20 protein-coding genes and 1 tRNA gene are annotated in these 23,047 nt (G+C 68.7%); 16 read left to right on the top strand and 5 right to left on the bottom strand.

The window, feature by feature from the left end:
* Positions 1 to 76 precede the first annotated feature (76 nt).
* From QSJ60_RS18535 to QSJ60_RS18520, 4 genes are all read left to right on the top strand, one after another.
* On the top strand, positions 77 to 1,435 hold the full coding sequence (locus QSJ60_RS18535) for an ABC transporter substrate-binding protein (RefSeq protein WP_285465148.1): 1,359 nt from the start codon (positions 77 to 79) through the stop codon (positions 1,433 to 1,435).
* Complete coding sequence (locus tag QSJ60_RS18530) at positions 1,432 to 2,427, top strand: carbohydrate ABC transporter permease (protein ID WP_285465145.1); 996 nt, start codon at positions 1,432 to 1,434, stop codon at positions 2,425 to 2,427. Before QSJ60_RS18535 ends, QSJ60_RS18530 begins: the two co-directional genes overlap by 4 nt.
* Positions 2,424 to 3,398 carry a carbohydrate ABC transporter permease gene (locus QSJ60_RS18525; protein ID WP_502871397.1) on the top strand — a complete coding sequence of 325 codons (975 nt, stop codon included), beginning with the start codon at positions 2,424 to 2,426 and terminating at the stop codon, positions 3,396 to 3,398. Before QSJ60_RS18530 ends, QSJ60_RS18525 begins: the two co-directional genes overlap by 4 nt.
* Positions 3,399 to 3,652: 254 nt before the next feature.
* Positions 3,653 to 3,725, top strand: a tRNA-Arg gene (locus QSJ60_RS18520).
* 231 nt (positions 3,726 to 3,956) lie between these two features.
* Here the strand turns inward: QSJ60_RS18520 and QSJ60_RS18515 are convergent.
* Positions 3,957 to 5,762, bottom strand: coding sequence for a glycoside hydrolase family 13 protein (locus tag QSJ60_RS18515; RefSeq protein ID WP_285465144.1), 1,806 nt, complete (start codon positions 5,760 to 5,762; stop codon positions 3,957 to 3,959).
* Between the two features lie 142 nt (positions 5,763 to 5,904).
* Here QSJ60_RS18515 and QSJ60_RS18510 point away from each other — a divergent pair, with 142 nt between their 5' ends.
* Together QSJ60_RS18510 and QSJ60_RS18505 are read left to right on the top strand one after the other, a co-directional pair.
* Positions 5,905 to 7,788, top strand: a complete 1,884-nt coding sequence (locus QSJ60_RS18510) for a glycoside hydrolase family 13 protein (RefSeq protein WP_285465142.1) — start codon at positions 5,905 to 5,907, stop codon at positions 7,786 to 7,788.
* Positions 7,781 to 8,572, top strand: coding sequence for a hypothetical protein (locus QSJ60_RS18505; RefSeq protein ID WP_230767913.1), 792 nt, complete (start codon positions 7,781 to 7,783; stop codon positions 8,570 to 8,572). The genes QSJ60_RS18510 and QSJ60_RS18505 overlap by 8 nt, the downstream gene beginning before the upstream one ends.
* On the opposite strand, the gene QSJ60_RS18500 is transcribed toward QSJ60_RS18505, so the two are convergent.
* Entirely contained in the window at positions 8,537 to 8,983 is a 447-nt protein-coding gene (locus QSJ60_RS18500) for a VOC family protein (protein WP_230767911.1), read from the bottom strand. The genes QSJ60_RS18505 and QSJ60_RS18500 overlap by 36 nt on opposite strands.
* On the bottom strand, positions 8,983 to 9,738 hold the full coding sequence (locus QSJ60_RS18495) for a DUF2306 domain-containing protein (RefSeq protein ID WP_230767908.1): 756 nt from the start codon (positions 9,736 to 9,738) through the stop codon (positions 8,983 to 8,985). The genes QSJ60_RS18500 and QSJ60_RS18495 overlap by 1 nt, the downstream gene beginning before the upstream one ends.
* A gap of 187 nt (positions 9,739 to 9,925) precedes the next feature.
* Here QSJ60_RS18495 and QSJ60_RS18490 point away from each other — a divergent pair, with 187 nt between their 5' ends.
* The 6 genes from QSJ60_RS18490 to QSJ60_RS18465 all read left to right on the top strand — a co-directional run bounded on the left by QSJ60_RS18490 (position 9,926) and on the right by QSJ60_RS18465 (position 16,488).
* On the top strand, positions 9,926 to 10,579 hold the full coding sequence (locus tag QSJ60_RS18490) for a response regulator transcription factor (RefSeq protein WP_230767906.1): 654 nt from the start codon (positions 9,926 to 9,928) through the stop codon (positions 10,577 to 10,579).
* A 52-nt stretch (positions 10,580 to 10,631) separates the two neighbouring features.
* Entirely contained in the window at positions 10,632 to 11,447 is an 816-nt protein-coding gene (locus QSJ60_RS18485) for an AAC(3) family N-acetyltransferase (protein WP_285465138.1), read from the top strand.
* A 122-nt stretch (positions 11,448 to 11,569) separates the two neighbouring features.
* A complete protein-coding gene (locus QSJ60_RS18480; RefSeq protein WP_285465136.1) occupies positions 11,570 to 12,820 on the top strand; it encodes a sugar ABC transporter substrate-binding protein in 1,251 nt (416 codons plus the stop codon).
* Positions 12,821 to 12,890: 70 nt separating this feature from the next.
* Complete coding sequence (locus QSJ60_RS18475; RefSeq protein WP_230767899.1) at positions 12,891 to 14,504, top strand: ABC transporter permease subunit; 1,614 nt, start codon at positions 12,891 to 12,893, stop codon at positions 14,502 to 14,504.
* Entirely contained in the window at positions 14,504 to 15,445 is a 942-nt protein-coding gene (locus QSJ60_RS18470; RefSeq protein WP_230767897.1) for a sugar ABC transporter permease, read from the top strand. Before QSJ60_RS18475 ends, QSJ60_RS18470 begins: the two co-directional genes overlap by 1 nt.
* Positions 15,446 to 15,480: 35 nt before the next feature.
* Positions 15,481 to 16,488, top strand: coding sequence for a LacI family DNA-binding transcriptional regulator (locus tag QSJ60_RS18465; protein WP_285465133.1), 1,008 nt, complete (start codon positions 15,481 to 15,483; stop codon positions 16,486 to 16,488).
* A 122-nt stretch (positions 16,489 to 16,610) separates the two neighbouring features.
* Here QSJ60_RS18465 and QSJ60_RS18460 read toward each other — a convergent pair whose 3' ends face one another.
* On the bottom strand, positions 16,611 to 17,426 hold the full coding sequence (locus tag QSJ60_RS18460; protein WP_285465132.1) for a hypothetical protein: 816 nt from the start codon (positions 17,424 to 17,426) through the stop codon (positions 16,611 to 16,613).
* 141 nt (positions 17,427 to 17,567) lie between these two features.
* On the opposite strand from QSJ60_RS18460, the gene QSJ60_RS18455 reads away from it, so the two are divergent.
* Positions 17,568 to 18,365, top strand: a complete 798-nt coding sequence (locus tag QSJ60_RS18455; protein WP_285465131.1) for a glutamine amidotransferase — start codon at positions 17,568 to 17,570, stop codon at positions 18,363 to 18,365.
* Positions 18,366 to 18,387: 22 nt separating this feature from the next.
* Here QSJ60_RS18455 and QSJ60_RS18450 read toward each other — a convergent pair whose 3' ends face one another.
* The gene (locus tag QSJ60_RS18450; protein WP_285465130.1) at positions 18,388 to 19,143 is read right to left on the bottom strand and encodes a YggS family pyridoxal phosphate-dependent enzyme; all 756 of its coding nucleotides are present in this window, start codon (positions 19,141 to 19,143) and stop codon (positions 18,388 to 18,390) included.
* Between the two features lie 49 nt (positions 19,144 to 19,192).
* Between QSJ60_RS18450 and QSJ60_RS18445 the strand changes: the two genes are divergently transcribed.
* The 3 genes from QSJ60_RS18445 to QSJ60_RS18435 all read left to right on the top strand — a co-directional run bounded on the left by QSJ60_RS18445 (position 19,193) and on the right by QSJ60_RS18435 (position 23,047).
* Positions 19,193 to 20,539, top strand: a complete 1,347-nt coding sequence (locus tag QSJ60_RS18445) for an aminotransferase class I/II-fold pyridoxal phosphate-dependent enzyme (RefSeq protein WP_285465128.1) — start codon at positions 19,193 to 19,195, stop codon at positions 20,537 to 20,539.
* Between the two features lie 16 nt (positions 20,540 to 20,555).
* Complete coding sequence (gene gabT, locus QSJ60_RS18440; RefSeq protein WP_285465126.1) at positions 20,556 to 21,917, top strand: 4-aminobutyrate--2-oxoglutarate transaminase; 1,362 nt, start codon at positions 20,556 to 20,558, stop codon at positions 21,915 to 21,917.
* 86 nt (positions 21,918 to 22,003) lie between these two features.
* Positions 22,004 to 23,047: a permease gene (locus QSJ60_RS18435; protein ID WP_285465125.1), complete on the top strand. Its 1,044-nt coding sequence runs from the start codon at positions 22,004 to 22,006 to the stop codon at positions 23,045 to 23,047.

The following is a 23,047-nucleotide window of genomic DNA, read 5'->3' as shown; positions in this document are numbered from 1 at the left end:
CCTGCATCACCGAGCGCACCATCCGCACCACGCACCATCCGCACCCCACCGCATCACAGCACCGAAAGGACCGACAATGAAGTCAACACGCACCGTTGCGGCCGGCATCGCCGCGCTCGCCATGGTCGGCGCCCTCGCCGCCTGCTCCTCCGGGGGCAGCGACGGCGACGGCAAGCTCGAGCTCCGCGTCGCCACCTTCCCGCCCGGCGCCGACCAGGCGGCCTACGACGCCTTCGCCGAGCAGGAGAAGCAGTTCGAGAAGGAGCACCCCGACATCGACATCGTCGGCGTCGAGTACGAGTGGACCGCTCCGACCTTCGCCGCCCAGCTGGCCGGCGGCAGCCTGCCCGACGTGTTCACTGTGCCCTTCACCGACTCCAAGACGCTGCTCGAGAACGGCCAGCTGATGGACCTCACGAAGGAGATCGACGAGCTCGGCTACACCGACAAGTTCAACCCGATCCTCCTCGAGGAGGTCACCGGCAGCGACGGCAAGATCTACGGCTTCCCCCGCCAGGCCTACGCCAACGGCCTCCAGTACAACCGGGACCTGTTCGAGCAGGCGGGCCTCGACCCCGACCAGCCGCCGACTACCTGGGACGAGGTGCGGGCCGCGGCGAAGACCATCGCCGAGAAGACCGGCAAGGCCGGCTACGCGACGATGACGAGCAACGGCACCGGCGGCTGGCAGCTGTCGGCGCAGGCCGACTCGCGCGGCGCCCAGCTGCAGACCGCGAACGACGACGGCACCTTCACCTCGACGATCAACAACCCGGCCACGAAGGCGACGCTGCAGTACCTGCACGACCTGCGCTGGGAAGACAACTCGATGGGCGCGAACTTCGACCTCGACTGGGGCAGCATCAACCAGGAGTTCGCGGCCGGCAACATCGGCATGTACACGAGCGGCTCGGACGTCTACACGGCGCTCGTGCGCGACTACGGCATGGACTCGGGCAAGTACGGCCTCACCGTCATCCCGCTCGAGGACGGCGGCGGCGTGCTCGGCGGCGGTGACATCGCGGTCGTGGCGCCCACGGTCGACGACGACACCAAGAAGGCCGCCGTCACCTGGATCGACTGGTACTACATGCAGAAGCTCCTGAACCAGGACGCCGCGGTCGCCGACGCGAAGGCGCTGGCCGCGAGCGACCAGGCCGTCGGCACTCCGGTGCTGCCGGTGCTCGACCAGGAGACGTACCTCGAGTCGCGCGAGTGGATCAAGGACTACATCAACGTGCCGCTCGAGCAGATGACCGGCTTCACCGAGGGCATCTTCGACCAGAGCCCGGTCGGCGAGTTCAAGGGCCAGACCCAGCCGATCTACGCCCTGATGGACAACGTCGTGCAGGCGGTCCTCACCGACCGGAACGCCGACATCGACGCGCTGCTCACGCAGCTCGACATCGACGCGCAGGCGCTGCTCGACCAGTGAGCACCACCGCGATCGATCAGACGGATGCCCCGGCCGAGGCCGGCGCGGGGCATCCGTCGCCCGAGGCGGCGGCGCGCACCCCATCGCGCCGCCGCCGTCGCACCCCGCTCACGTGGCTGCGCGGGGGAGGCCTGTGGAACCTCGCCTTCCTCGCACCCATGCTCATCGTGTTCGGGGTCTTCAGCTGGTGGCCGATCGCCCGCTCGGTGATCATGAGCTTCCAGAAGACGAACCTCATCAGCGACCCGGTCTGGGTCGGCCTCGACAACTTCGCCCGGGTGCTCGCCGACCCGAACCTCGGCACCGCGGTCGTCAACACGCTCTACTTCGCGGGCCTCGCGCTCGTGTTCGGCTTCCCGCTGCCGATCATCATGGCCGTGCTGATGAGCGAGGTGCGCCGCGCCAAGGGCCTCTACAGCGCGCTCGCGTACCTGCCGGTCGTCGTTCCGCCCGTCGTCGCGGTGCTGCTGTGGAAGGTCTTCTACAACGCGAGCCCCGACGGCGTGTTCAACACGATCCTCGGCTGGGTCGGCATCCCGCCGCAGCCCTGGCTGCAATCCCAGGCGACCGCCATGCCCTCGCTCGTGATCGAGGCGACCTGGGCGGCGGCCGGCGGCTCGATCATCATCTACCTCGCCGCGCTCATCGCGGTGCCGCCGGAGCTCTACGACGCGGCCGAGGTCGACGGCGCCGGCATCTGGCGCAAGATCTGGCACGTGACCCTGCCGCAGCTGCGCGGCATCCTCTTCATCATGCTGATCCTGCAGGTGATCGGCACGGCGCAGGTGTTCCTCGAGCCGTACCTGTTCACCGGCGGCGGGCCGAACAACGCGACCCTCACCGTGCTGCTGCTCATCTACCGCTACGCCTTCCAGAACAGCCTCGGCGGCGCCTACGGCGAGGCCACGGCGCTGAGCCTGATGCTCGCCGTCTTCCTCGGGCTGCTCAGCTGGCTCTACTTCAAGCTCACCGACCGCTGGAGCACGAATTGACCGCCCCCGCCCCCTCCTCCGCCCAGCCCTCCGTGGCCCTGCGGCAGAAGCTCGCGGGCCTCGGCACGCGCCGCCGGGACCGCACCGCCGGCGACGCCGACCGCGGCATCCTGAGCGGGCACGATCGGCGCAAGCGGGGCGTGCGCGTCTCGATGGCCGGCGTGCACGTGGTGCTCTTCGTCGGACTCGTCGTCGCCGGCCTCGGGCCGCTGCTCTGGCTCGCGAAGGCGGCCGTCACGCCGACGCAGGACACGCTCAGCCATCCCTTCGAACTCTGGCCGAACGGGATCGACTGGGCGAACCTCGAGACGGCATGGAACGACATCCACATCGACCAGTACTTCCTGAACACGATCTGGGTCGCGGCGGGCTCCTGGTTCTTCCAGCTGCTCATCGCGACGACCGCGGGCTACGCGCTCTCGGTGCTGCGGCCGAAGTACGCGCCGATCCTGAACGGGCTCGTGCTCGCGACCCTGTTCGTGCCCGCGGTGGTGCTGCTCGTGCCGCTCTACCTCACGGTGCTGCATCCGCCGCTCATCGACACCTCGCTGCTGAACACGTACTGGGCGGTGTGGCTGCCCGCCGCGGCGAACGCGTTCAACATCCTGCTCGTGAAGCGCTTCTTCGACGGGCTGCCGCGCGAGGTGTTCGAGGCGGCGCGCACCGACGGCGCGGGGCCGTTCCGGGTGTTCTGGTCGATCGTCTTGCCGATGTCGAAGCCGATCCTCGGCGTCGTCTCGGTGTTCGCCGTGATCGCCGCGTGGAAGGACTTCCTCTGGCCGCTGCTCGTGCTGCCGGACCCCGCCGTGCAGCCGCTGTCGGTGCGCCTGCCCGCGGTGCAGTCGCAGACGGAGCTCGACGTGTTCCTCGCGGCGCTCGCGATCTCGACGCTCATCCCGATCGTGCTGTTCCTCGTGTTTCAGCGGCTCTTCCTGAGCGGCGCGGGGCTCGGCGGCGCGGTCAAGGGGTAGCCGGCGTTCGGGCGTTCGCTCCCTGAGCCCGGCTCCCGGGCCCGTCTCCTCGAGTTGCCCGACTTTCATGGAAGTCGGGCAACTCGAAGATGGTGACGAGGGGCGCGGCGGCGCGGCGCGGGCTGCGTCGGCCCGGGTTCGGGCCGGACCGCGGATGCCTCGTCCGGCACGGCGCTCGATTCGCAATCGCGAGCGGCGTGGGATAGAGTGGCGTGGTTGCCTGATCGCAGTGAGTGCGGTGGGCAGCATCTGATGCGCCCGTAGCTCAATGGATAGAGCATCTGACTACGGATCAGAAGGTTGGGGGTTCGAGTCCCTCCGGGCGCACGGAATAAGAACGGCCCCAGCTTCGGCTGGGGCCGTTCTGCGTTTCCGGGCTCTGCGTCTTCGGGGGCCGTTCTGCGTTTCCGGGCTCTGTGTGAAACACCGATCTCGTTGTCATCTGTATCGAGTTCGTTGACAGCGTTTCGATCTACATGGCCATTTGTGAGTTTGTTTCGCTCGACTTGTCATCCGACGCGGCGCTGACGGATGACACGTCGAGGGATCGGTGCGTGTTCAGCGGGCGAGCCAGACGGTGGTGTCTGCGGGGAGGATGCCACGGGCGACGTCGCCCGTGGCGAGGAGCGGCTGGGGGGCTGCCGCTGCGGTGCGGAGCTCGTCGGGCAGCACCTCCGCGAGCGAGATGGTGGTGTCGCCGGTGTTCGCGACGACGAGCAGTGCGCCGTTCGTGAAGGCGACGACGTCGGGGGCGTCGGGCGTCTCGATCCACTCGAGGGTGCCGCTCGCGAGGGCGTGCTCGCGGCGCAGCCGGAGGGCGGCCCGGTACATCGAGAGGGTCGAGCCGGGGACGCCCTGCTGGCGGTCGCGGGCGTAGTCGGCCCACTCGGCGGGCTGGGGCAGCCAGGAGGCATCCGTCGGGCCGAAGCCGAAGGAGGGCGAGCCGGCCTCCCAGGGGATGGGGACGCGGCAGCCGTCGCGGCCGTAGCGTTCGCCGTTCGTGCGGAACCAGGTCGGGTCCTGCCGGGCGTCGTCGGGGAGGTCGATGGCCTCGGGGAGTCCGAGCTCCTCGCCCTGGTAGAGGTACGCGGAGCCGGGGAGGGCGAGCATGAGCGCGGTCGCGGCGCGGGCGCGGCGGAGCCCGGTGGCGGGGTCGCCGATGCCCGGGGTGCGGGGGCCGACGCCGTGGCCCTGGAGATTGCCGACGGTGAGGGCGAGGCGGGTGGGGTGGCGCACGACGTCGTGGTTCGAGAGCACCCAGGTGGAGGGGGCGCCGACGGCGCCGAACGCGGCGAGGGACTCGTCGACGACACGGCGCAGGGCGGCGGCCCGCCAGGGTGTTTCGAGGTAGGCGAAGTTGAAGGACTGGTGCATCTCGTCGGGGCGGACCCACTGGGCGACGCGGGCGAGGGGGTCGACCCAGGCCTCAGCGGCGAGGATGCGCTCGCCCGGGTAGTCGTCGAGCAGGGCGCGCCAGTCGCGGTAGATCTCGTGCACGCCGTCTTGTGCCCAGAACGGCGGGGCGTCGCCGGGCTCGGAGGAGATGCCGGGCTCGAGCGCGACGCCCGGCTCGGCGCTCGGCACGGGGCGTTCGGCGTCGGGCGCGTCGTCGGCGAGGCCGCCGGCGCCGCCCATGCTGCCGCCCTCGGCGGGCGGGGTCCAGTCGGGCAGGCCCTCGGCCTTGATGAGGCCGTGGGCGAGGTCGACGCGGAAGCCGTCGACGCCGCGGTCGAGCCAGAACCGGAGGATGTCGCGGAACTCCTCGCGGACCTCGTCGTTCGTCCAGTCGAAGTCGGGCTGCGAGGAGTCGAAGAGGTGCAGGTACCACTGGCCCGGCTGCCCGTCGGCCTCGGTCACCCGGGTCCACGCCGGGCCGCCGAAGACGGAGTCCCAGTTGTTCGGCGGCAGCTCGCCGGCCTCGCCGCGGCCGTCGCGGAACAGGTACCGGGCGCGTTCGGTGCTGCCGGGGCCGGCGGCCAGGGCGGCTTGGAACCAGGCGTGCTCGTTCGAGGAGTGGTTCGGCACGAGGTCGACGATGACGCGGATGCCTCGGGCGTGCGCCTCGGCGAGCATCGTGTCGAAGTCGGCGAGGGTGCCGAACAGCGGGTCGACGTCGCGGTAGTCGGCGACGTCGTAGCCGGCGTCGTGCTGCGGGGAGGTGTAGAACGGCGAGAGCCAGATGGCGTCGACGCCGAGCTCGGCGAGCGCGCCGAGCCGGGCGGTGATGCCCGCCAGATCGCCCATGCCGTCGCCGTTCGCGTCCGCGAAACTGCGGGGGTAGATCTGGTAGATCACGGCCGTCCGCCACCACTCGTCTCGAGCGTCACGAGCGAGCTCGAAGTGATTCTTGCGGCGGATGGCCATTGGCAGCTCCCTTGGTGCAGTCGACGAACATCACGCAGGATCCCACAGGACACACCGATTGCAAAATCTTTCAAACCATGAAATGGGTTTGCTAAGGTCGCCGCAACATCACTCGTCTATGCAGGGGAGCCAGCGTCATCTCATGAATTGCTACTACGACCGACCGCATCACGATGGTTCGTCTCTCTATATGTCGACCCTTGGGCGGGGTGTGGGCGCGACACAGTTCGTTCGCGTGCGAGTTCCTCATGGATTCGGTGCTCCGCGCTCAGTGTTCGTTCGTGTGGTCTGTGACGCGGAACCGTGCTTCTTCCCGCTCCTGCCCGGTGCGGCTTCCCCCGACTGGGACACCGCGGCCGAATGGTGGGAAGGCAACTTCGCGCTCCCGAACCCGATCACCAAGTACAGATTCCTCATCAACCTCGAGGACGGGAGCACGCGCTGGTTGTCCGCGGACGGTCTGGAGTCGCTTGAGCCGCGAGACAGCAGCGACTTCCGAACGACCTCGTTTCCGCCGCCGCCGTCGTGGGCACACCAGCAGGTGATGTACCAGATCTTCCCGGACCGCTTCGCGAGGAGTTCAGGCGCGTCCCGTGACATTCCGGACTGGGCCGAGCCAGCGGAGTGGCAGGACGCGCCGGTCGCGGAGGGTCCCTCGACCTCGCGCCAGTTCTTCGGCGGAGATCTCGACGGCATCACGGAGCGGCTGGACCACCTGGAGCGACTCGGGGTGACCCTCCTCTACTTGACGCCGTTCTTTCCAGCGCAATCGAACCATCGGTACGACGCTTCCAGTTTCGACCGGGTCGACCCGCTGCTCGGTGGCGACGAAGCGCTCGTCCGCCTGGTCGAAGCGGCGCACGCGCGCGGGATGCGGGTGATCGGCGACCTCACGACGAACCACACCGGCGACGGGCACGAGTGGTTCCGAGCTGCGTTCGGCAAACCCAGCGCCGTCGAATCGGGTTTCTATTACTGGAACGACACCGACCACACCGACTATGTCGGTTGGTACGACCTGCCCAGCCTTCCCAAGCTCAACTGGGACTCGCGAGAACTGCGCCGGCGGTTCATCGAGGGGGGCGATTGCGTGGTTGCGAAGTGGCTCCTCCCGCCATTCAACCTCGACGGTTGGAGAGTCGATGTAGCCAACATGAGCGGCCGACTCGGAACAGATGACTTCAATCGGACGATTCAGCGGACGGTGCGAGCGACGATGGACCAAGTCGCCCCTGGTCGAGTGCTCTTCGCAGAGTCGACCAACGACGCCACAGTCGACTTCGACGGCGAAGGGTGGCATGCGCCCATGAGCTACCCGTCCTTCACTCGTCCAGTCTGGAACTGGCTTCGACGCCCGGCGATCAATCGGCGCGACTTCGGCATCCCCTACGAATCCGCTCCCGCATACTCTGCCGCGGATGTCGTCGAGAGCTACCGACGATTCACCGCGCCATATCCCTGGTCGGTGAAGCTCCTCGCGATGAACGCCATCGACACCCACGACACTGCTCGGTTTGCGGAAGAGGCTGACGACGAGCGCCAACTGGTCGCTGCTGGACTCTCGTACACGCTGCCGGGTACCCCGGTCGTCTTCGCGGGTGACGAGTTCGGACTCCGTGGACGCAATGGGGAGGGATCGCGGACGCCCCTGCCGTGGGAAGAGCACCCCCGACTGCTCGCTGCATACAGCGAGCTCGGTCGCCTTCGGCGAGAGTCGGTCGCCCTGCAGACCGGCGGCCTGCGCTGGCTCTCTGCCGACAGCGAGTGCCTGGCCTTCCTGCGGGAAAGCGATGAGGGCGCCGAACTCGTGATGGCATTCCGATCGCCCAGCGAACTCGCGCTGCCGCTCAACGTCGCTGAAGCGCTCGAGGATGCTCCTACGCTGACGTTCGGGAGCATCGCATTTCGACGGGAAGGTGCGCGGCTGCTCTGGGAGGCGGACGGGCCGGCCTTCGGGGTCTGGGCGGTTCGCTCGCTGGTCACGGCACGCGCGTCCGCTCCCGAGCGGGTCAACGCCAATGCGTGACCTCGCTGAGTTCGACGCGTTCAGCGACCGCCTCTCGGGCGGCTTCGCAGGCGTACCTGGTGCACACGGACTCGTCTTCCTCGGGTCGGCCGCTGCGGGACACCGTCGAGACCGATGGTCCGACCACGACTTCCTCGCGCTCGTGGAAGAGGAGCACGTCGAGTCGGCCCGTGCGAACCTCGATTGGCTCCCCGATCCGCAACGTGTGCTGTGCGTCGCCCGCGAAGGTGAGCTCGGCTTCTCGGTGCTCTACGACGACGGCCATGTCCTCGAGTTCGCCGTTGGAACGACCAAGGAGCTCGCAGCCGCACCACTGGATGAGGCGAAGCTGATGTTCGGAGATCCGCGGATGCGGGACTTCGTCGACGCGGGGCAGGACCGTCTCGCTGCGCTCCCTGCTATTGACCCGGCGAACGAAGTCGCCCTTGCCTACATCAAACTCCTCATCGGATACGGTCGAGCCTGTCGGGGCGAACGCATCGCCGCCGGGCGTTTCGTGCGAGGCTGGGCGGTCGACCATCTGCTCCGGGCGATACGTGCACGCGTCCTCCCGGCGGGCGCAGCGCGCTCGGATCCGCTGGACCCTTCCCGACGTTTCGACGCCGCGTACCCGCACATAGCTACGCAGCTCGACCACGCACTCGCTCAGCCGATCGAGCAATCGGCACGAGATATCGCGCTGCTCGCGCGCGTTGTGTTGGAACACGGGTGGAAGGAGTTCCCGACCATGACGGCTGAACGCGTCCAATCACTGCTCAGGAGCAGCGGAAACGCTCCGAGCTGACAGCGATCCGGACGGCCTGGCCCCACGGGAGAGAACGCTGCGCTGCCGATCACTCCAGCGGTTCCCACAGTCGACGACAAGACAGAAGCGATTGCCCTCAGGGTCCGCGAGCACAGCGAAGCCGCCGTCCCCCTCTGAAACAGGCTCCCGGAGAACCGATCCGCCGAGTTCGACGGCACGTTGCACCATGCCTTCGAGGTCGTCGACGACGACATCGAGGTGCAAGTTGCTTCGCGGGTACCGTCGCTCATTCGGAGCACGCCGAAATGCGAGGAAGACCGGCGCCTCTGCCACGATGGCCCACTCCGACCCGTCGACTGCCCACGTTGCGTCGAGCAGGCTGCCCCAGAACTCGGCGAGCTTGCTCGGATCCTCGCAATTCGTGACGACTTCTTGAATGCTCCCGAGCATCAGGGCTGCACCGCCCGGATGCGTGTCGTATCCGAGACAAGCCGAAGCGCCGGCAACCCCCGTCGACGAATGATCAGCTCCGCGACGACCAGGTTCGGAATCCAGCCGAGGAACGGGACGACCGAGTAGGCGTTGCTGAACGCGCTGTCGAACTCGAACCCGCCGAACGGTACTTGGGCGAAGATCAGGAGACCCATCCAGACGCGAAGCGTGACGGCGGAATACGTCAGCGCGAAGTTCCGAATCATCCAGGCTCGGTGGCTCGGAACATCCCGTCGGCGGATCGCTCGGTACGCTGCCGCAGCCGTTCCGAGCCAGAGTGCTGCCATCATTCCGAACCCAAACAGACCGGATAGCCCCGCCGGGCTGAACGGTGCGATCACGAGCGCGGAGACCCCAGCCACAGCGACGCTGAGGAGGATGAGCCTGCCGATCCACCGGTGCAGTCGAGGAGTGCGTGCCCGAAGCGCGCCGATGAATTGCACCGGCGAGAGCAGGAGGACGATCCCGCCCGATATCACGTGCGCGTAGAACGCGACGGCCACTGGGAGGGGTTGGTTGAGATAGTCCTCCGCGAGACCCACGTGATCGGCGGCAAGATCTGCAAGGGAGACGGTGACGTACGGAGTGACGGCATATCCCACAATGGCGAGCGATGACAGCGCCACCCAAATCCACGCCGCTCCAGACCCCAAGGCTGGCTTCGAAGGACGCGACAGATTGACGCTACTATCACTTTCTGCAATGAGTTTCACTCGCACATCGTGGCTCATCTCATCGGACTCGCCAAGGGGTGGGCTGGGAATCGGTACTTCTGTAGGAGTTCGCCTGCGGCAGCGGCGCTGCTGCAAGCTCGAAAGCGAACGCAGCGCCGACTGCGGGAGGTAGGCAAATGGATGCGGACTGGGTCTGCGCGGCATACCCACACCGTGCGGTGGCGGGATGAGCATCCGGGTACTCATCTCCGACGGTCAGGAACTGATGCGGCTCGGCTTCGCGCTCATGCTCGAAAGCCAGCCGGGCTTCGAGGTCGTAGCGCTCGCTCAGAACCGATCACAGGCAATCGAACTCTCGCGACGCCATCGCCCCGACGTCGTCCTCGTCGATCTGGACGGGTCATACCTCGAGGGCATCGCCGCGATCCGAGGCATCGTCGAGAGGGAGCCCTCGCCGAGCGTGATCGCGGTGGCGAGTTTCGACTGCGACGAGGCAGCGTTCGACGCGCTCGAAGCCGGCGCGGCCGGCTATCTGATGAAGGATGCGAGCGCAGGCGAGCTGCACTCCGCGGTCCGGGATGCATCGGGCGGGGGAGTGGCCCTTCCCCACTGGGTGACCAGTGAACTCGTACGGCGGTATCGTCGCCTGGCTCAAGCGCCCGAGACCGCCGAGGAATGCAATCTGCTGACCCGACGTGAGCAAGAGGTCCTGAAGTGTCTCTTGGAGGGGCTCACGAACGCTGAAATCGGAGCACGGCTTTGGCTGTCCGAGTCCACCGTGAAGACGCACGTCGGGGCTGTCTTGCGAAAGCTGGGTGTTCGTGACCGCGTCGGAGCGGTCTTGTACGCGGCGAGATACGGCCTTCTCTCGGGCAATTGAGTGCGAGCGGTGGCGTTGCGTGAATCGCCATCCACGAGAGATCATGCAGTTCATGAAACACGATTCAGCCACCACGCAGAACGCCGGCCGATCCGTCAGCGAACGGGATATCGAGGCGACGGTTCGCTCGCTCGGTATCGGTGACGGCTCGGTGCTGCTCGTCCACGCGTCGCTGTCCGCGTTCGGGGATGTCATCGGCGGCGAGCAAGCGGTCATCGATGCCCTTCAAGCAGCGATCGGCCCAACCGGCACGCTCGTGATGCCATCGCAGAGCTGGCAGCTTTGCGATCCTGAGTACTTGGCACCTGGTGCGATGGCGTTTGAGGGGTACGCCCGCACTCGGGAAAATCTCCCGGTCTTCGACGTGGTGCGAACTCCGACGCGGTCGATGGGCGCAGTTGCGGAGCTGTTCCGAACCCTGCCTGGCGCCCGGCGAAGCAGGCATCCTCACCGCTCGTTCGCGGCGCTCGGGCCGGAGGCGGCGGGCGTCACCGCCGAGCAGAATCTCGATTCACCGTTCGACGACGCGTCGCCTCTTGCGCGACTCTACGATCTCGACGCTGTCGTCCTGCTCCTCGGCGTCGGATTCGACAAGGCGACCGCGCTCCATCTCGCGGAGTGGCGCTCGCGGGCACGGCTCCCCAGGGTTCCCAACGGCGCGCCCATGCTCGTGGGCGGCGAACGGCGCTGGGTCGCCTGGGAGGAAACGCTGGCCGAGTCGGAGGACTTCGAGGTGATCGGTGACGCCTTCCGGTCGATGGGAGCGACACGATCCGCGACGGTGGGGCGGGCAAGCTGCGAGGCGATGAGCCTCAGGGAACTCGTGGACTTCGGGGCGAGCTGGATGAACTCCAACCGCAAGATATGAAAGGGCTTGCAAGTTTCGCAAGAGTCTGGCAATCTGCTCTCACCCGCAACGACGCTGCTCCCCTTCTCCGTGGAGGTGCTCGCGAGTGCGGGCCCTGACAATCACGCAGAAAGGCAGCACCAATGAAGGTGAATCGATCAGCCGCGACCGCGATCTTCGCGGGCAGCGCGATTCTGGCTCTGGCCTTGACGGGATGCTCGGCGGGCGGGGGAGGCGGGCAGTCATCGACGTCGGCCACGCTCACCGTCTGGGTCGACGCGAACCGTGTCGAAGAGATGCAGGACATCGCTGCGAAGTTCGAGGACGACAAGGGCATCAAGGTCGAGCTCGTGCAGAAGGAGTACGGCGATGTGATGCGCAACGACTTCATCCAGCAGGTGCCGGCAGGGGAAGGTCCGGACGTCATGGTCGGCGGCAACGACTGGCTTGGCCAGCTCGTCCAGAACGGGGTCGTGGCTCCGCTCGAGCTCGGCGACACCGCTGGGGACTTCTCCGACGTCGCCATCGGTGCCATGACCTACGACGAGGTCACCTACGGGCTGCCAGTCTCCCTGGAGAACATCGCGCTTCTGCGGAACACGGCGCTCGCCTCGTCCACCCCGGCCACCTGGGACGAGCTGATCGCTGCCGGGCAAGCCGTCGTCGCGAGCGGCGCCGCCCAGTATCCGGTGCTCGTGCCCTCAGACCCGGTGGACTCGGACCCGTACCACCTGTACCCCCTCCAGACCTCCTACGGTGCCCCGCTCTTCGCCTTCGACGCGGACAACGGGTACGACACCTCCGAGCTGTTGGTGGGTAGCGAGGGTGGGAACGCGTTCGCGGCCAAGCTCGTCGAGTGGGGCGCGGCCGGAATCATCAACACCAGCATCACCGGTGACATCGCACGTGACGAGTTCGCCGCTGGCAAGTCGCCATTCATGCTCTCCGGTCCGTGGAACCTCCCGGCGTTCCAGGAAGGCGGCATCGACTACGCCATCGAGGCCATCCCGCAGGCGGGCCCGGACGCGCCGACTCCCTTCGTGGGCGTGCAGGGCTTCTTCGTCAGCTCGCAGAGTAAGAATGCCATCGCGGCCAACGAGTTCGTCGTGAACTACCTTGGCAGCGAAGAGGCGCAGCTCGCGCTCTACGAAGCCGGCGGCCGCCCGCCGGCGCTGAACTCCGCGTTCGAGATCGCCTCCGCCGAGAACCCCGATGTGGGCGCGTTCGGCGAGGTCGGCCGGACGGGCGTGCCGATGCCCTCGATCCCTGAGATGGGGGCGGTCTGGGACAACCTCGGCGCCACTCAGTCTGCGCTGCTGAACGGAACGGCCGGAGACCCGACGGAAGCATGGCAGGCGATGACCGAACGGCTCCGCGAAGTCGTCGGCGGATAACAGACCGGGCCGAGGCGGAGCCCCAACCGCCTCGGCCCTTCCAGCCGTCCAACCGCATTCAGGAGCACGTGTGACCACCACCGAACTGCAATCGCCTTCCAGCACCGACAGAAGCCGGAAACGTCAACGCCCCACCACTCGCGCCGTTGCCGGCGCACCGTCCACCTGGGTGGTGCTGATCAAGATCATCAGCCTCGGCGTGCTCGACGCGGTGGTCATCTACGCGGCATTCATCCTCGCGTTGAACGAGGACTGGGTGCTCGCGGCTGTCGCGCTGGTGGCCGCAGCCCTGATCAACTGGATCTACATCCGAAGGGGGAGCCTCCCCGCCAAGTACCTGATCCCGGGAACTGTGTTCCTGTTGGTCTTCCAGATGTACGCCATCATCTACAGCGGGTACGTCGCCTTCACGAACTACGGTGACGGGCACATCGGCTCGAAGGAAGCCGCCGTCGAGGCGCTCATCAACAAATCGCTCACTCGGGTCCCCGATTCACCCGCTTATCCGATGGTCGTCGTCGAACAGTTCGGGCAACTCTCCTTCCTGGTGACCGACCCCGACGGTGAGGCGCTCATCGGTGGAGAGGATCGGCCGCTTCAACCAGCGGAAGCTGATTTCGAAGGCGGCCGTGCCGTCGCCGTCGAGGGCTACACCACGCTGGACTTCGCCGGTGTGCTCGCTGAGCAAGAGCAACTGGCTGCGATGAGCGTGCCACTCACCGACGACCCGAACGACGGGGCTCTGCGGACTCCTGACGGATCCCAAGCGTTCGTCTACTCGGCGAAGATGCAGTACGACGAAACCGCCGACGCGTTCATCGATACCGCCACCGGCAAGATCTACGAGGACACCGGGGACGGCGCCTTCGTCGCGGCCGACGGAAACCAGCTCATGCCCGGCTGGAAGATCGATGTGGGCTTCGAGAACTTCGTTCGAGCGTTCACCGAAGAGTCCATTCGAGGACCACTGATCGCAGTGGTCCTTTGGACCTTCGTCTTCGCTGGATTCACCGTCGCAGCGACCTTCGCAGTCGGTGTGTTCCTCGCGCTCATCCTGAACGATTGGCGGCTGCGATTCCGCAGGACGTTCCGTGTCCTCGTCATCCTGCCGTATGCATTCCCCGTCTTCCTCTCCGCGCTCATCTGGAGCGGGATGCTCAACCCGCAGTTCGGCTTCATCAACCAAGTGCTCTTCGGCGGGGCGCAGATCCCCTGGTTGACCGATCCGATCCTGGCGAAGTTCAGCATTCTCATGGTGAGCCTCTGGCTCGGCTATCCGTATATGTTCTTGGTCGCCACCGGGGCGCTCCAGTCCATCCCGGAAGAGCTTGTCGAAGCCGCCAAAGTCGACGGGGCCGGCCCATGGGCGGTATTCCGGCGCATCAAGCTCCCCTTGCTCATGGTCTCGATGGCGCCGCTGCTGATCGCGTCCTTCGCGTTCAACTTCAACAACTTCAATCTGATCTACATGCTCACGAGAGGCGGCCCGCAGGACATCACCACCGACATGAACGTCGGCGCGACCGACATTCTCATCACCCTGGTCTACAAGGTCGCATTCGGCGAGACCGGGGGACGCGATTTCGGCCTCGCGAGCGCGTTCTCGATCATCATCTTCGTTCTGGTCGCGGTCATCTCGGTGATCAGCTTCCGCCGCACCAAAACGCTCGAGGAGCTCAACTGATGTCCATCGACACGTACCCGGCCACGTCGCATACGCCTGAAGTGAACCCCCGCGGGGAGAGGAGCGGGCGTGTTCCGAAGGGGCCCTCCCAGCGCCGCAGGACCGCCCGGGCGCTCGCCGCGAAGTACATCGTGGTCATCCTGACCTCGGTCATCGCGGTGTTCCCGATCCTGTACATCGTCTCCGCATCTCTGAACCCGAACGGAAGCCTGGCCGGCTCGACCGGTCTCTTCACGAAGTTCAGCCTGGAGAACTACATCAATCTCTTCAGCAACCCGGCTCAACCGTTCGCAGCATGGTTCATGAACACCCTGCTCATCGGGTTGGTGACGGCAGCCGGCACGGTCCTCCTCGGCGGGCTCGCCGCCTACGCCTTCTCGCGAATGCGGTTCTCCGGACGCCGGCTCGGGCTGATCACGATCCTCCTCGTGCAGATGTTCCCGCAACTGCTCGCGGTGGTCGCGATCTTCCTGCTGATGAAGGGCATCGGCGACATCTTCCCGGCGCTCGGGCTGAACACCCATATCGGGCTGATCATGGTCTACCTGGGCGGCGCCCTCGGCGTGAATACGTATCTCATGTACGGGTTCTTCAACACCGTCCCCGTGTCAATCGACGAAGCGGCGAAGCTCGACGGTGCCGGGCACAGCCGGATCTTCTTCACGATCATCCTCCGGCTCTCGGCTCCCGTTCTGGCCGTGGTCGGCCTGCTCTCGTTCATCGCGACGATCAACGAGTTCGTCATCGCGAGCGTGCTCCTGACCGCGCCGGAGAAGAAGACCCTCGCCGTCGGCCTCTACCAGTTCATCGCTCAGGAGACCTCTGCGAACTGGCCCGTCTTCGCGGCCGGTGCAGTGCTCGCGGCGCTGCCCGTGGTCGTCCTCTTCTTCGTGCTCCAGAAGTACATCGTGAGTGGTCTCACCGCTGGATCCGTGAAGTAGCCGGGGTGGAGTTCGCCGATGCTAGCCTTACCCGCATGGGTGCGACTCTCGCGGATATTGCAGCGCACGCGGGGGTCAGCGAAGCCACGGTCAGCCGCGTTCTCAATGACAAGCCGGGAGTCGCTCAACACAAGCGTCAGGCAGTTCTGACCGCTCTGGACCTACTGGGTTACGAACGGCCGGCGCGTCTGCGACGACGCACCGGTCGTCCGGTGGGTCTGCTCCTCCCCGAGCTGATCAACCCGGTCTTTCCCGCATTCGCCCAAGCCCTCGGGCCCAACTTCGCACGTCGAGGCTTCACCCCGCTGATCGGCTCCCAGAGCGAAGGCGGACTCGACGAGGACGAGTACATCGACATGTTCATCGAGGCCGGTGCGGCGGGGATCGTCTTCTTCTCCGGCCGACACTCCGACTCAGGATTCCCGATGGAGCGGTACATTCAGCTGTTGGGGCTCGGCTTGCCGTTGGCGTTCGTGAACGGCTACCGCACCGGGGTCGATGCGCCGTTCTTCTCTATTGATGAGCACAGTGCGATGGAGCTCGCCGTGCGGCATCTCACTGCCATGGGGCACAGGAGGATCGGACTCGCGGTCGGACAAGAGTCCTACGTGGCCGCGCAGCGGAAGTCCGAAGGATTCCACAGTGCGATGAAGAAGCACGCTGGTGATGGAGCGCGCGGCGTCATCGAGCCGTCGCTCTACACCGACGATGGCGGAATCAGCGCTGGGCGAGCGTTGATCGCGGCCGGCTGCACGGCAGTGGTCTGCGCGAACGACCTCATCGCGGTCGGGGTACTGGCGGAGGCCCGCAGGCAAGGCCTCGAGATTCCTCGCGATTTGTCCGTCGTCGGCTTCGATGACTCGGTGATTGCGCGACACGCCTGGCCGCCGCTCACGACGGTCCGACAGCCGGTCACCGCGATGGGGGTGGCCATCGCTGATGCGTTCGTCGGGGAGATGAACGGCATCCGAGCGTCCAGGACCGAGTACCTCTTCCAGCCCGAGCTCGTGGTGCGCGAGTCGACGGGGCCCGCCAGAGCGTAGTCGGGCGCAGGACCGGCGCTTCGCCGTTGACGCCCTCGGGGCGTCAACGCTTCGTGCTGGAAGTCTCTCCGTTTCCCTGAGTTATCCACGCGCACGCGACCACGGTCGTCCCGCGGCCCCGCTTAGTCGGTCTCCGCGGCGCCCGCCTCGGCGCTGCGCCGGCCGCTCACCGATTCCCACCTGGCCAGCGCCAGAGCGAGGAGCGTCGCCAGGATGAAGCCGCCGAGCAGCCACGGCGCGGCGGCGTCGAGCCCCTTCGCGAACGGCGAGGCGTACCACCCGAGCGGCAGCGGCAGGTTCGTGCGGCCCTGCTCGTGCGCGGCGGCGAGGTCGAACTGCACGTCCCAGGCGGGCGCTTCCGCCTCGGCGCCCGACTCCTCGCGGACGGTCCGGTTGTACCCGGGGAAGAGCCGCGAGACCGCGGGGTCGTCGACCTCGACGACGAGGCCGGCGGAGCCCTTCGCCGCCGTGCGGTCGCCGTCCAGGTCGGTCTCCTCGGGGAGCACCGTCCCCTCGCCGTCGTCGATGAGCACGTACGAGGCGAGGGGGTCGTACATGTCGCCGAGCTCCCCGGATTCGTCGACGCCCTGGCCGCGCACCTGTCGCGATGCCGGCGGCTCCTCGCCCGGCATGAGGAAGCCGATGTCGGCATCCACGGGGACCTCCGCCGCGGTGTAGGACTCCTCGTCGATCCGGTCGAGGTCGGACACCCGGGGGTCCACGGTCGGCGACACGCCGTTGATCAGGCGGAGCTCCGCCGTGGCCCCGGACGCGTCGCTGACGCGGAGCACGTCCGGAGCGTCGACGCGGATGCTCGGCGGGAGGCGCGGCATGCCCACGCCCGCGGTCATCACGCCCGCGCCGACGGCGAGCACCGCGCAGACTCCGGCGATCGCCATCCACCATCGAACCCGGGTCTTCGCTGTGTGCTGCGTCATGTCTCCTGCGTCACGTCCCTCGTCTGCCTGCGCTCCCATTCCTTGCGCGTCGGGGCCCGGTTCGGCGTCGCGCCATCCAGAAGCCGCGAGTTCCCATCCCATCCGCTTTTGTCCTAGGACATATTCCCCTAGGCTGGCGCCGTGCGCGCACACGACGACGCCGGACCCGGCGATGAGCGACCCCCGACCGCCCTCGCGATCCGGCACGTCCGCTTCGAAGACCTCGGCCTCCTCGAGCCGGTGCTCCGTGAGCGCGGCTACGCCGTCGAGTACGCCGACGTCGGCTCGGGGGAGTTCGACGCCCGTGCGGTCGCCGACGCCGACCTCGTCGTCGTCCTCGGCGGTCCGATCGGCGTGTACGAGGCCGACGAGCACCCGGTGCTCCGCGCGGAGATCGCCGCCATCGCCGAGCGGCTCGGGCGCGGTGCGCCGACGCTCGGGATCTGCCTCGGCGCGCAGCTGCTCGCCGTCGCGGCCGGGGCCGAAGTGCGCGCGACGGGCGCGCACGAGATCGGCTACGCGCCGCTCCAGCTGAGCGCGGCCGGGTTCGCCTCGCCGCTCGGGCACCTCGCGGGGGTCCCCGTGCTGCACTGGCACGGCGACGCCTTCGACCTCCCGGCCGGGGTCCCGTCGCTTGCCGCGACCCCGGGCTTCCCGAACCAGGCGTTCGCGCTCGGCGGCAGCGCGCTCGCCCTCCAGTTCCACCTCGAGGCGGATCCCGCCCGCATCGACGAGTGGCTCATCGGCCACACGCACGAACTGCGCGCGGTCGGCGCCGACGTCCGGGGCATCCGCGCGGACGCGGCGCGCCTCGGGGCCGAGCTCGCCTCCGCGGGCGCGGCGGTCGTCACCGAGTGGCTCGATCGGATGCCGCATCCGGATGCCGCGGCCGCGGGCAGCGGGGCGGGCGCGGCCGGCGCGGACCCTTCCGGCCAGTAGCGCGGCCACCGCCCAGGAGCGCTCAGCCCTCCGGCCAGTAGTACGAGTCGGGCAGCGGCCGTTCGCCGAAGATCGCCTGGCCGACGCGCACCGTGGTCGCCCCCTCGGCGATCGCGAGCTCGTAGTCGCCCGACATGCCCATCGAGAGCTCGTCGAGCGAGACGCCGTCCGGGGCGTCGTCGCGCAGCCGGTCACGCGTCTCGCGGAGCAGCCGGAAGCAGCCGCGCACCCGCTCGGCGTCGGCGCTGAACACCGCGAGCGTCATCAGGCCGCGCACGCGCAGCGATCCGAACGCGGGCAGCTGCTGCAGGAACGCTCCGAGCTCGTCGGGCGCGAGGCCGGACTTCTGCGGCTCCGCGGAGGTGTTCACCTGCACGAACACGTCGAGGGAGCGCCCCGCCGCCTGCAGCCGGCGGTCGAGCGCCTCCGCGACGCGCACGCTGTCGAGTGCCTGGAACTCGCTCGCGAACTCCGCCACGTACTTCGCCTTGTTGGTCTGCAGGTGCCCGATGACGGCCCAGCCGACCGGCAGCCCGGCGAGCTCCTGCGCCTTCTGCCGCGCCTCCTGGACCTTGTTCTCGCCGAGGAGGCTCGCGCCCGCGGCGATCGCGAGCCGCACCCGCTCGGCGGGCACGGTCTTGCTCACGGGCAGCAGTCGCACCGAGCCGGGCGTGCGGCCGGCTGCGAGCTCGGCGGCGCGGATGCGTCGGTGCACCGCGTCGATCCGCTCGGCGAACTCGGCCGTCGTCGTCGGGGACGGCCACGATTCCTCGGCCATGTTCCAGCCACCTCTCGAAATGTCCTAGGACAAAAGCTAGTATCGACGCATGAGCATCGCAAACGACCGCCGCATCACCGGGTCGACCGCCGCCGACATCGTCGGACGGGTGCGCGACCTCGTCGCGGCCGGCGAGCTCACCGCGGGCGAGACGCTGCCGCCGATCCGCGAGCTCGCCCAGGAGCTCGGCGTGAACCGCAACACCGTCGCCGCCGCGTACCGGCTGCTCGTCTCCACCGGGGCGGCCGAAGCCCGCGGGCGCGCGGGCACCGCGATCGCGGGAGTCCCGGTGCTCGCCCGCGAGGGGGCCGCCTCGCCCGCCCGGGTGCTGAACCTCGCCTCCGGCAACCCCGACCCCGCGCTGCTCCCCGACGCGCAGTCCGTGCTCGCCCGCCTCGGCTACGTCCCCACCCTCTACGGCACGCCCGGCGTTGACGCCGAGCTCGGCGACTGGGCCAGGCGCAGCCTCGGCGCCGAGCTCGAGCGCGAGTTCCGCATCGTGCTCGCCCACGGCGCCGTCGACGCCGTCGAACGGCTGCTCACGGCGCACCTCAGCCGCGGCGACGGCGTCGCGGTCGAGGACCCCTGCTTCCTGTCGAGCATCGGCACGCTGCGGCTGAACGGTTACCGCACGCATCCGGTCGCCGTCGACGAGCACGGCATGACCCCCGAGGCGCTCGCCGCCGCCATCGACGAGGGGGCGCGCGCCGTCATCCTGACGCCACGGGCGCACAACCCGACCGGCGCGAGCCTCAGCGCCCGCCGCGCCGCCGAGCTGCGCGCCGTGCTCGAACGCCACCCGCACGTCCTCGTTATCGAGGACGACCACTTCTCCGCGATCTCCGCCGAGCCCTACCGTCGGGCGACGCCGGCCACGACGAACCGCTGGGCGCTCGTGCGCTCGGTGTCGAAGTTCCTCGGGCCCGACCTCCGGCTCGCCTTCGTCGCGGCCGACCCCGACACCGCCGCCCGGCTCGAGACCCGGTTGAACTCGGGCACCAACTGGGTGAGCCACCTGCTCCAGCGGCTCACCCTCGAACTGCTCTCCGGGGAGCGCGCCGAAGCGGAGCTCGCACGGGCGCGCGACGTGTACGCCGCGCGGGCGGCCGCCCTCGTCGCGGCGCTCGCGGAGCGCGGCATCCCCGTCGCCGGCCGCCCCGACGGGCTCAACGTCTGGATCGAGTTCGACCGCCCGAGCGAGCGCCTCGTCGCCGCCATGGGGGAGCGCGGCTGGCAGCTCCGGTCCGGCGAGCCGTTCGCGAGCGAGGACCGACGCCACCGAAACGCCGTGCGCGTGACCACCGCGGTGCTCGCCGAGGCATCCGCTCCGGCGTTCGCTGAAGACCTCGCGGATGCCGCGACGAGGCTCGGCCTCGCCGCGCGCCGCCCCAACTGAACCGAGAGGACCGATCATGACGCTCACCGCTCCCGCCGCCGCTCACGAGTCCGCCCACGCCCCCGAGCTCACCCGCGCCGAACTGCTGCGCACCGAGGTGCCCGGCCCCGAGAGCCGCCGGCTGCACGCCGAGCGCCTCGAGCACGTGCCGCAGGGCGTGTCGTGGGCCCTGCCCGTGTACATCGAGTCCGGCTCCGGCGCGATCCTCACCGATGTCGACGGCAACCGCTTCGTCGATCTCGGCTCGGGCATCGGCGTCACGACCGTCGGCCACGCCGACCCGGCCGTCGTCGCGGCCGCGAGCGCCCAGCTCGCGAAGCTCACGCACACGCTCTACACGGTCACCCCGTACCGCGGCTACGCCGAGCTGGCCGCGAAGCTCGCCGAGCGCACCCCCGGTGATCACGCGAAGAAGACCCTGTTCGTGAATTCGGGCGCCGAGGCGGTCGAGAACGCCGTGAAGATCGCCCGCAAGCACACGGGGCGGCGCGCGGTCGCCGTGCTCGACCACGCGTTCCACGGCCGCACCATGCTGACGATGGCGATGAACCACAAGGCCGCCCCCTACGGCACCGGCTTCGGCCCGTTCGCGGGCGACGTGCACCGGGTGCCGAACTCGTACCCGTACCGGGACGGCCTCGACGGCGCCGAGGCGGCGGCCCGCACGATCGCCTACCTGGAGCGGCGCATCGGCGTGGGCGAGCTCGCCGCCGTCATCGCCGAGCCGATCCAGGGCGAGGGCGGCTTCATCGTGCCGGCCGAGGGCTACTTGCCCGCGCTGCAGCGCTGGGCGAGCGCCAACGGCGTCGTGTTCGTGGCCGACGAGATCCAGTCGGGCCTCGCCCGCACCGGCCGCTGGTTCGCGAGCGAGCACTTCGGGCTCGTGCCCGACCTCGTGCTCACGGCCAAGGGCATCGCGGGCGGGCTGCCGCTCGCGGGCGTCACCGGCCGCGCCGAGATCATGGATTCCGCGCTGCCCGGCGGCCTCGGCGGCACCTTCGGCGGCAACCCCGTCGCCGTCGCCGCGGCGCTCGCTGTGTTCGAGCAGATCGAGCGCGACGGGCTGCTCGCCGAGGCCGAGCGCATCGGCGCCACGCTCGGAGGCCTGCTCGCGGAGCTGGCCCGGCGGCACGCGGTCGTCGGCGAGGTGCGCGGGCACGGCGCGATGCTCGCCTTCGAGCTCGTCGAGCCCGGCACGAAGACCCCGCTCGCCGGGGCCGCGCAGCGGGTCGCGGCGCACGCGGCGCAGCAGGGGGTGCTGCTGCTCACGGCCGGCAGCTACGACAACGTCATCCGCTTCCTGCCGACGCTGCGCACGGACGACCGGATGCTCCGCTACGCCGTCGCCGTGATCGACGAGGCGCTCGCCGGCCTCTGAGCCGCGGGCGCCGCCGGGTCGCGCGAGCGGCGCGCACCGGCTCGAGCTATTGAGAACGATTCCGATTCTCGGTTACCCTCGACGGGATGCCCCCGAGTCCCCTCGCCCCGCTGCGCCCGGCGCCCCTCGCGCCCGGGCGACGCACCGGGGGCCGGATCGCTCCGCTGCCGCTTGCCCTCGGCATCGCCGGCCTCGCGGGCCTCCTCGCCGTGCGCTGGCTCGCGCCGCCCGAGCTCTCCGCCGGGCTCGACGACGGCGTGCAGGACTTCATCACGCTCTCGGCGAGCGTCGTCATCGAGAGCCTGCCGTTCGTCTTCCTCGGCATCCTGCTTTCGATCGCCGTGCAGCTCTGGCTCCCGGCCGATCTCCTCACCCGCCGCCTGCCCCGCAGCCCCCTGCTGCGACGGGCGGTGGTCTCGCTGCTCGGCGTGCTGCTGCCCGTCTGCGAGTGCGGCAACGTGCCGCTCGCGCGCGGACTCGTGCTCCGCGGCCTGACCGTCGCGGAGGCGATGACGTTCCTCCTCGCCGCGCCGATCCTGAACCCCGTCACGATCATCACGACGTACCAGGCGTTCGGCTGGGACGACGGCATCCTCGTGTCCCGCATCCTCGGTGGCTTCGTCATCGCGAACCTCGTCGGCTGGGTGTTCAGCCGGCATCCCCGCCCGATGTCGTTGCTCACGCCCGCGTTCCAGGCCGCCTGCGCGCACGACCACGCCGCAGCCGGGTCGAAGCCGCGGCGCGCCGCCCGGATGTTCGCCGACGAGACCTCCGCGATGCTGCCCGCCCTCTTCGTCGGCTCCGCGGTCGCCGGGCTGATCCAGGTCGTCGTCTCCCGCGAGCTGCTCGTCGCGCTCGGCCAGAACCCGGTGCTCAGCGTCTTCGCCCTCATGCTGCTCGCCTTCGTCGTCGCGATCTGCTCGAACGTCGACGCCTTCTTCGTGCTCTCCTTCGGCTCGACGTTCATGCCCGGCGCGATCGTCGCGTTCCTCGTGTTCGGACCGATGATCGACGTGAAGATGCTCGCGCTCATGCGCACCACCTTCACGGCGCGCACGCTCGTGCAGCTGACCGCCATCGTCGCGCTCGCCTCGGCCGCGCTGGGCCTGGGGGTGAACCTGCTTGCCTAG

The organism is Agromyces sp. NBRC 114283, from assembly GCF_030268405.1.
Lineage (GTDB): Bacteria > Actinomycetota > Actinomycetes > Actinomycetales > Microbacteriaceae > Agromyces > Agromyces mediolanus.
Note: the sequence above shows the minus strand (reverse complement) of the source record. Positions and strands in the feature narration are given on the sequence as shown.

Excerpts from the sequence above, each read along its gene's own strand:
- QSJ60_RS18500 (WP_230767911.1), bottom strand. The coding sequence starts at position 8,983 with ATGCTCGGGAGCATTCAAGAAGTCGTCACGAATTGCGAGGATCCGAGC.
- QSJ60_RS18470 (WP_230767897.1), top strand. The coding sequence starts at position 14,504 with ATGTCCATCGACACGTACCCGGCCACGTCGCATACGCCTGAAGTGAAC.
- gabT (WP_285465126.1), top strand. The coding sequence starts at position 20,556 with ATGACGCTCACCGCTCCCGCCGCCGCTCACGAGTCCGCCCACGCCCCC.
- QSJ60_RS18490 (WP_230767906.1), top strand. The coding sequence starts at position 9,926 with ATGAGCATCCGGGTACTCATCTCCGACGGTCAGGAACTGATGCGGCTC.
- QSJ60_RS18445 (WP_285465128.1), top strand. The coding sequence starts at position 19,193 with ATGAGCATCGCAAACGACCGCCGCATCACCGGGTCGACCGCCGCCGAC.
- QSJ60_RS18535 (WP_285465148.1), top strand. The coding sequence starts at position 77 with ATGAAGTCAACACGCACCGTTGCGGCCGGCATCGCCGCGCTCGCCATG.
- QSJ60_RS18510 (WP_285465142.1), top strand. The coding sequence starts at position 5,905 with ATGAATTGCTACTACGACCGACCGCATCACGATGGTTCGTCTCTCTAT.
- QSJ60_RS18465 (WP_285465133.1), top strand. The coding sequence starts at position 15,481 with ATGGGTGCGACTCTCGCGGATATTGCAGCGCACGCGGGGGTCAGCGAA.
- QSJ60_RS18460 (WP_285465132.1), bottom strand. The coding sequence starts at position 17,426 with ATGACGCAGCACACAGCGAAGACCCGGGTTCGATGGTGGATGGCGATC.
- QSJ60_RS18435 (WP_285465125.1), top strand. The coding sequence starts at position 22,004 with ATGCCCCCGAGTCCCCTCGCCCCGCTGCGCCCGGCGCCCCTCGCGCCC.
- QSJ60_RS18485 (WP_285465138.1), top strand. The coding sequence starts at position 10,632 with ATGAAACACGATTCAGCCACCACGCAGAACGCCGGCCGATCCGTCAGC.
- QSJ60_RS18505 (WP_230767913.1), top strand. The coding sequence starts at position 7,781 with ATGCGTGACCTCGCTGAGTTCGACGCGTTCAGCGACCGCCTCTCGGGC.
- QSJ60_RS18515 (WP_285465144.1), bottom strand. The coding sequence starts at position 5,762 with ATGGCCATCCGCCGCAAGAATCACTTCGAGCTCGCTCGTGACGCTCGA.
- QSJ60_RS18450 (WP_285465130.1), bottom strand. The coding sequence starts at position 19,143 with ATGGCCGAGGAATCGTGGCCGTCCCCGACGACGACGGCCGAGTTCGCC.
- QSJ60_RS18480 (WP_285465136.1), top strand. The coding sequence starts at position 11,570 with ATGAAGGTGAATCGATCAGCCGCGACCGCGATCTTCGCGGGCAGCGCG.